Genomic DNA, 5,025 nt, shown 5'->3' on the forward strand with positions numbered 1-5,025 from the left:
ACGATCCAGTCGGCGGTCTTGATCACGTCCAGGTTGTGCTCGATCACCACCACCGTATTGCCCTCGTCACGCAGCTTGTGCAGCACGCCGAGCAGCGCCTCGATGTCGTGGAAGTGCAGGCCGGTGGTCGGCTCGTCGAGGATGTACAGGGTGCGGCCGGTATCGCGGCGCGACAGTTCCTTGGACAGCTTCACGCGCTGCGCTTCACCACCGGACAGCGTGGTCGCGCTCTGGCCCAGTTTGATGTAGCTCAGGCCCACGTCCATCAGCGTTTCCAGCTTGCGTGCGATCGACGGCACCGGCTCGAACAGGCGCAGTGCATCTTCGACGGTCATTTCCAGCACGTCGTTGATGTTGAAGCCCTTGTAGAGGATCTCCAGCGTCTCGCGGTTGTAGCGCTTGCCGTGGCAAACGTCGCAAGGCACATACACGTCCGGCAGGAAGTGCATTTCCACCTTGATCAGGCCATCGCCCTGGCAGGCCTCGCAGCGGCCGCCGCGCACGTTGAAGCTGAAACGGCCCGGCGAGTAACCACGCGCACGCGCCTCCGGTACCTGTGCGTACAGCTCGCGCAGCGGCGTGAACAGACCGGTATAGGTTGCCGGGTTGGAGCGCGGGGTGCGGCCGATCGGCGACTGGTCGATGTCGACGACCTTGTCGAACAGATCCAGGCCTTCGACGCTCTTGTACTTGGCGATGGGGTGCGAAGAACCGTTGATCTCGTTGGCCGCCAGCGAGAACAAGGTGTCGTTGATCAGCGTCGACTTGCCCGAGCCGGACACGCCGGTCACGCAGGTCAACAGGCCGGACGGGATATCCAGATCCACGTTCTTCAGGTTGTTGCCGCTGGCGCCACGCAGGCGCAGCGTCATCTTCGGGTTGGGCTTGTGGCGGCGCGCCGGGATCTCGATCTGGCGTTTGCCCGACAGGTATTGGCCGGTCAGCGAACGCGGTGCATCCAGCAGGTCCTGCAGCTGGCCCTGGCCGACGATCTCGCCGCCGTGCACGCCTGCGCCCGGGCCGATGTCGACCACGTAGTCGGCCAGGCGGATCGCGTCTTCGTCATGCTCGACCACGATCACCGTATTGCCCAGGTCGCGCAGTCGGGTGAGGGTGCCGAGCAGGCGTTCGTTGTCGCGTTGGTGCAGGCCGATGGAGGGTTCGTCGAGCACGTACATCACGCCGACCAAGCCGGCGCCGATCTGCGAGGCAAGACGAATGCGCTGCGCTTCACCGCCGGACAAGGTGTCGGCCTTGCGCTCCAGGGTGAGGTAATCCAGGCCGACGTCGACCAGGAAGCCCAGTCGCTCACTGATCTCCTTGACGATCTTGGTGGCGATCTCGCCGCGCCAGCCGGGCAGGCTCAACTCGCCGAAAAAGCGTTTGGCTTCGTCGATCGGCAGCACCGCGATTTCCGGCAGCGGGCGATCAGCGACGAAGACATTGCGTGCCGCCTTGTTCAAGCGCGCGCCCTTGCACTCCGGGCACGGCCGCGAGCTGATGTACTTGGCCAGTTCCTCACGCACCGCCGGCGATTCGGTCTCGCGGTAGCGGCGTTCGAGGTTGGGGATGATGCCTTCGAAGCGGTGCTTGCGCTGGTTGCGGCCACCGGCTTCGGTGAAATAGGTGAAGGTGATCTGCTCTTCGCCGCTGCCGTAGAGCACAGCCTGCTTGACGTTGTCCGGCAGCGACTGCCAGCTGGCGTCCACATCGAACTTGTAGTGCTTGGCCAGCGAGGCGATCAGCTGGAAGTAATAGGCGTTGCGACGGTCCCAGCCGCGCACCGCACCGGCAGCCAGCGACAGTTCCGGATGCACGACCACGCGGTTCGGATCGAAAAACTCGGCCACGCCCAGGCCATCGCAGCCCGGGCAGGCGCCGACCGGCGAATTGAACGAGAACAGGCGCGGTTCCAGCTCCGGCAGTGCGTAGTCGCAGACCGGGCAGCTGTACTTGGAGGAGAACAGCTGCGGCGTGCTGTCGGCGGCATCCAGCGCCATCACCGTGGCCATGCCGTCGCCAAGCTTCAGCGCGGTCTCGAAGCTTTCGGCCAGGCGCTGCTTGATGTCTTCGCGCGGGCGGAAACGGTCGATCACCGCTTCGATGGTGTGCTTCTGGCGCAGGGTCAGCGCCGGTACTTCGTCGATCTCGTAGAGCTCGCCATCGACGCGCACGCGCACGAAGCCCTGCGCACGCAGCTGGTCGAAGACCTGGGCGTGTTCGCCCTTGCGCTCGCGGATGACCGGCGCCAGCAGCATGTAGCGCTGTTCCGGATCCAGGGTCAGGACCTGGTCGACCATCTGGCTGACGGTCTGCGCCTCCAGCGGGTAGCCGTGGTCCGGGCAGCGCGGGCTGCCGACGCGGGCGTAAAGCAGGCGCAGGTAGTCGTAGATCTCGGTGATGGTGCCGACGGTCGAGCGCGGGTTGTGCGAGGTGGACTTCTGCTCGATGGAGATCGCCGGCGACAGACCTTCGATGTGATCCAGGTCGGGCTTTTCCATCACGCTCAGGAACTGCCGCGCATACGCCGACAGCGACTCGACATAGCGGCGCTGGCCTTCGGCGTAGATGGTGTCGAACGCCAACGAGGACTTGCCCGAACCGGACAGGCCGGTGATCACGATCAGTTTGTCGCGGGGCAGGTCGAGGTCGATGTTCTTGAGGTTGTGCGTCCGCGCACCGCGGATGCGGATGAAATCCATCGCCATGGGAAATCCGGTTTGGACCGCTGCCGGCTGGGCCGGAAGCAGGAGGTGTGGGGGCGTCGCTGACGGCAGTCAATCAGCCTAGCGGCCTTGTCATTTGGGGGCAATTGCCAGTTTTGCCAGTGCTGTTTCCCGCCAGTGGGCCGGTTGTCGGCTGCGGGCCTGAATCGGGGTTCAGGCCCCGCGGGTCAGGGCAGGGGGTGGGTTGACCCGAGCTCGGTCTGCCCGGTAAAATCCCGCTTCTGTCCGCCCTCGATGGCGGGCAAGGCGACCACAATAACTACAGAGGAAGTCTGGTCATGTATGCAGTTCTGGTAACTGGCGGTAAGCAGTACCGCGTCGTTCAGGGTGAAACCCTGCGCGTGGAAAAACTCGAAGTCGAAGCTGGCAACGAGATCAAGTTCGACAACATCCTGATGCTCGGCGATGCCGATGGCATCAAGCTGGGTGACGCGCTGAAGGGCGCTTCGGTGACCGCCAAGGTTGTGGCCCACGGCCGCGCCGACAAGGTCCGGATCATCAAGTTCCGTCGCCGCAAGCACCACATGAAGCGTCAGGGTCACCGTCAGTACTACACCGAAATCGAAATCACCGGCATCGCCGGCTAATTGCTAAGGAGAATCCGTCATGGCACATAAAAAGGGCGTAGGTTCCTCGCGCAACGGTCGCGATTCCAACCCGAAATACCTCGGCGTCAAGATCTTCGGTGGCCAGGCCATCGAAGCTGGCAACATCATCGTGCGTCAGCGCGGCACCCAGTTCCACCCGGGTACCGGCGTCGGCCTGGGCCGTGACCACACGCTGTTCGCGCTGGTCGATGGCAAGGTTGAGTTCACGGTGAAGGGTGCCAACAAGCGCCGCACCGTCAACGTCGTCACGGAAGCTTAATTCCGTACGCGCAAGCCGCCCATACTCCGGTGTGGGCTGCTGACGAGAGCCCCGCTTCGGCGGGGTTTTTCGTTGCTTGAAGAACATTTCGCGGGCATCCTGGCCCGTTTTCCCCGGCAGCGCCGGGGCCGGTAGAATCCAGCGGTCGGGCAGCTTGCCTGCCGCCATCAGTGGGCAACCAGAATCATGAAACTTGTAGACGAAGCGGAGATCCAGGTCATCGCTGGCAACGGCGGCAATGGCTGCATCGGCTTTCGCCGCGAGAAGTTCATTCCGCTCGGTGGCCCGGATGGTGGTGACGGCGGCAATGGCGGCAGCGTCTGGATCCGTGCCGACGAAAACCTGAACACCCTGGTCGACTTCCGCCATGACCGCATTTTCAAGGCGCAGCGCGGCGAGAACGGCATGGGCCGCCAGGCCTATGGCAAGGGTGGCGAAGACCTGATCATCACCGTGCCGGTGGGTACCGTGGTGATGAATGTCGATACCGATGAAGTCATTGGTGACATGACCACGCATGGCGACCGCCTGCTGGTGGCCAAGGGCGGCAAGGGTGGCTTGGGCAACATGCACTTCAAGAGCTCCACCAACCGCGCGCCGCGTCAGGCGCTGCCGGGCGAGGAGGGCGAGGAGCGCCTGCTCAAGCTGGAGCTGAAGCTGCTGGCCGATGTCGGCCTGCTGGGCTTCCCCAATGCTGGCAAGAGCACCCTGATCCGTGCCGTTTCGGCGGCGACGCCGAAGGTGGCCGATTACCCGTTCACCACCTTGTACCCGAACCTGGGTGTGGTGAAGGTTGAGAATTACCGCAGCTTCGTGATCGCCGATATTCCGGGCCTGATCGAGGGTGCGGCCGATGGTGCCGGCCTGGGCGCGCAGTTCCTGCGTCACCTGCAGCGCACCCGTCTGTTGCTGCACCTCGTCGACATTTCGCCGATGGAAGGTGGTGTGGAGGGTATCTCGCCGATCGAGCAGGTGCGTGCGATCGAGCGCGAGCTGGGCAAGCATGATCCGGAGCTGCTGAAGAAGCCGCGCTGGCTGGTGCTGAACAAGGCCGACCTGATGTTCGAGGACGAGGCCAAGGCGGCTGCCGAGCAGGTGGTGGCCGAGCTGGGCTGGGAACAGCCCTGGTATCTGGTGTCGGCCCTGGGCCGTGAGGGCACCTGGCCGATCATGAAGGACATCATGGCTTTCTTTGACCAGCAGAAGATGCTGGAGGAAGAGGAGCGCCACGCGCAGGGCCTTTGATTCAACAGGCCAGTGCCGGATCAAGAGCGCCGCTTCCCTTAACGGGAAGCGGCGTTTTTGTTTGTAGTGCCGAGCCATGCTCGGCAGGGGCCTTGCCGGTGAAGCCCCTGCCGAGCATGGCTCGGCACTACTGGCTGGCTTTATCGGGAAAGCCTCTGCCGAGCATGGCTCGGCACTACCGGCTGGC

Annotated in this window: 4 protein-coding genes; 3 read left to right on the forward strand and 1 reads right to left on the reverse strand. The window is 63.9% G+C overall.

Translation table 11 applies throughout. From position 1 onward, the window contains the following. Positions 1 to 2,708 (reverse strand): excinuclease ABC subunit UvrA (gene uvrA, locus RT131_RS00005; RefSeq protein ID WP_313169171.1); only part of this gene is annotated, 2,708 nt, incomplete at its 3' end. Positions 2,709 to 3,004: 296 nt separating this feature from the next. On the opposite strand from uvrA, the gene rplU reads away from it, so the two are divergent. From rplU to obgE, 3 genes are all read left to right on the forward strand, one after another. Next, positions 3,005 to 3,313: a 50S ribosomal protein L21 gene (rplU, locus tag RT131_RS00010; protein WP_282269142.1), complete on the forward strand. Its 309-nt coding sequence runs from the start codon at positions 3,005 to 3,007 to the stop codon at positions 3,311 to 3,313. 19 nt (positions 3,314 to 3,332) lie between these two features. After that, positions 3,333 to 3,593: a 50S ribosomal protein L27 gene (rpmA, locus tag RT131_RS00015; RefSeq protein WP_293715524.1), complete on the forward strand. Its 261-nt coding sequence runs from the start codon at positions 3,333 to 3,335 to the stop codon at positions 3,591 to 3,593. Between the two features lie 186 nt (positions 3,594 to 3,779). After that, positions 3,780 to 4,838, forward strand: coding sequence for a GTPase ObgE (gene obgE / locus RT131_RS00020; RefSeq protein ID WP_313169172.1), 1,059 nt, complete (start codon positions 3,780 to 3,782; stop codon positions 4,836 to 4,838). Positions 4,839 to 5,025 lie beyond the last annotated feature (187 nt).

Source organism: Stenotrophomonas sp. (assembly GCF_032066555.1).
In the GTDB taxonomy this organism is placed as follows: Bacteria; Pseudomonadota; Gammaproteobacteria; order Xanthomonadales; family Xanthomonadaceae; genus Stenotrophomonas.